Raw genomic sequence first — 3254 nt, 5'->3', positions numbered from 1 at the left:
GGCGTCACGCCGTCTTCTGGAATGACATAAGCCACCAGACGCTTGTCGCCCGGCACGTCTTCGCGAGCGATCACCACCGCTTCGCGTACGCCCTCACAAGCCGCCAGTTGCGCCTCGACTTCTCCCAGTTCGATACGGAAACCGCGGATCTTCACCTGATCGTCGTTACGGCCCAGGTAATCCAGACTGCCTTCGGCGGTCCAGCGAGCCAGGTCGCCGGTGCGATACAGGCGCGCGCCGGAGCGCTGGCTGAACGGATCGGTGATAAACCGCTCTTCATTCAGTTCCGACCTGTTCAGGTAACCCCGCGCTACACCGGCACCACCCACATACAGCTCGCCGACTACACCGACCGGTACAGGCTCACGGTTGGCATCCAGCACGTAAGTCTGCAAGTCCGGAATCCGCACTCCAATCGGGCTGACACCAGCGTGCAAGGCATCTGCCGCTTCCAGGGCACGGTAAGTCACGTGCACCGTGGTTTCGGTAATGCCGTACATGTTCACCAGTTGCGTTCCGGCGTTCACCGCACGGGCATACCACGGCTTGAGAATCCCGGTTTCCAGGGCTTCGCCACCAAAGATCACCTGACGCAACGAGTGCGACTGCTGACTTTCGCCTTGGGCCGCAATCAACTGGCGGAAGGCACTTGGCGTCTGGTTGAGAATGGTGACGCCTGCATCACACAGCAAGGCATAGCATTCCTGAGGTGAACGGCTGACCAGTTGCGGCACGATCAGCAGCTCACCACCGTGTACCAGCGCGCCCCAGATTTCCCAGACCGAGAAGTCGAAGGCAAAGGAATGGAACAGCGCCCAGGTATCGGTCGGGCCGAATTCGAACCACGGCTGAGTGGCCGAGAACAGGCGTGCCACATTGCGATGCTCGACCTGCACGCCCTTCGGCAAACCGGTGGAGCCTGAGGTGTAGATCACGTAAGCCAGGTTTGACGAAGCCGAATCCACCTGCGGATTGTTCAAACCCATACCTTGCAGACTACCGTCATCCAGGCAGATAACCGGGACGCTGACCTGCGCCAACACCTTGGCCGTCGCACGCTGGACCAGTACGGCCACGGGTGCGCTGTCCTGAAGCAGGTACGCCAGACGCTCGGTCGGATACGCCGGGTCCATCGGCACGTAACCTGCGCCCGCCTTGAGGATGCCGAGCAGACCGATGATCATTTCAGGACCACGTTCGACGCAGATCGCCACACGATCGTCAGGGCCGATGCCCAGCTCGATCAAACGATGGGCGACCCGGTTGGCCTGTGCATTGAGTTCGCCATAGGTCAGACGACGACTCTCGAAACGGATTGCCGGGGCCGAAGGATTCGACACAGCCCAGGCCTCGAAGGCCCGATGAATCAGATGGTCGTCGGCAAAGGTCGCCTCACTTGCATTCCATTGATGCAGCAGTTGCTCACGCTCGCTGTCCGGCAGGATCGACAGACTGCCCAGCGGGGTTTGCGGGGCCTGCTCCAGGGCTTCAGTCAGTTGTTGCAGCGCAACCTGCATATAGTTGCAGATACGCCGGGCACCGATGGAGGCCACCGCCAGAGCGGTCAACTTGAAGCCTTCACCCAGATCATCGACGTTCAGGGTCAGCGGGTAGTTGGTGCGCTCACTGCCGCCCAATACATGCATGCCATCCCAGGCCTGCAGACTTTCATTGCTTTCTGCCGTTGCACTGTGCCGGTAGTTGAGCAAGGCACTGAACAGTGGCGCAGGAGCCGCTACACCACTGCAACGCTGGGCCAGTGCCAGCGAGGCATGCTCGTGGGCCAGCAAGGCCGTGAGCCGCTCATGGACATCGGACACACTACGGCGAACCGAATGCAGATCGAGGGACACGCGAAGCGGCAAGGTATTGATGAACATGCCCAAGGCACGGTCGGCACCCTCGCCACCTTGCATACGGCCCAGCAGTACAGTGCCGAACACCACATCATCGGTGGCCGACACCTTGCCCAGCACCAGCGCCCAGGCCAGATGCACCAGGCTGGCTGCACTGATACCCAGTTGCCGTGCCTGATGACGCAGGCGGATGGACAGTTGCAGATCAACGGCATGATGGACCTCTTCGATACCGCGTCCATCACCCTGGACATCGTGCATGCCAAACGGCAGGGTCGGCTCGTCGATATCCCCCAGCATGTCGCGGAAGAACGCTTCATGAGCAGCAGGCTCAACACCCAGGCGGGCCTGCGCCACGTAGTTGCGATAATGCACAGGCTCGCCCAACCGGTCGGCAGTCCCCAGCAGGAAGGCCTGCATTTCCAGTTGAATCACCTCCAGTGCGGTGTGGTCCAGAATGAGGTGATGGAACAGCAGCGTGGCAACCCAGCGGTTTTGCTCCTTGTCCTCGGCACAGGCCAGATGCAGCAGCGGCGCACGGGTCAGGTCCAGGCGGTAGTGACGGGCATCGAAACGCTCCGACAATTGCGCAGTGACCGGACCATCAGCCGGGTCCAGATCGACCCATTGCGGTTGCAGCGTGACATTTCGGCACACCACCTGCACCGGCTCATCCAGACCTGTCCAGAGCACGGCCGTGCGCAGGATATCGTGACGTTCGATGACCGATTGCAGGGCCTGGACAAAAGTATCCAGATGCTCGCGGCTATCGAAGGCGTACTGCGCCTGCAACACATAAGGGTCACCGGCTTCGGCCGTCAGGTAGTGATAGAGAATCCCTTCCTGCAACGGCGCCAGCGGGTAAATGTCCTGAATATTGGCCGCACCGCCGTGAATGGAAGCGACAACCTGCTCAAGCTGCTCTTCGCCGATGGTCAGGAGCGGCAACATATCCGGCGTGATGTGCGTGCAACCCGGCTCGATCAGGTTGGCCGGTACACGGATTTCAGTGCCACTGCCCACCGCAGCCGCCAGGGCCGCCAGCGTCGGTTGGCTGAATAGCACGCGCACATCGGCGCTCAGGCCTTCCTGACGCATCTTCTCGATCAGTTTCACCGCCAGCAGCGAGTGACCGCCCAGTTCGAAGAAGTGGTCGTGACGACCCACACGCTCGACCTGCAGCACCTCCGCCCAGATCTGCGCCAGGGTGGTTTCGACTTCGCCTTGCGGCGCTTCGTAGCCACGGTTGATAAAGGCCTGCTGATCCGGGGCTGGCAGGGCCTTGCGGTCCAGCTTGCCGTTATTGGTCAGTGGCAGGCTGTCCAGTTGCACATAAGCGGCCGGGACCATGTAGTCCGGTAGCTGGCCTTGCAAATGGGTACGTAACGCATCCAGATC

1 protein-coding gene is annotated in these 3254 nt (G+C 61.1%); it reads right to left on the bottom strand.

Going from position 1 to position 3254, the window contains the following annotated elements:
- The coding region (locus K5D32_RS25600; RefSeq protein ID WP_221602301.1) for a non-ribosomal peptide synthetase at window positions 1-3254 on the bottom strand (3254 nt) is incomplete at both ends.

It is taken from the genome of Pseudomonas cichorii, assembly GCF_019719005.1.
Classification (GTDB): domain Bacteria; phylum Pseudomonadota; class Gammaproteobacteria; order Pseudomonadales; family Pseudomonadaceae; genus Aquipseudomonas; species Aquipseudomonas cichorii_E.
The sequence above is the reverse complement of the archived record's forward strand: the minus strand, read 5'-3'. Positions and strand labels throughout refer to the sequence as shown.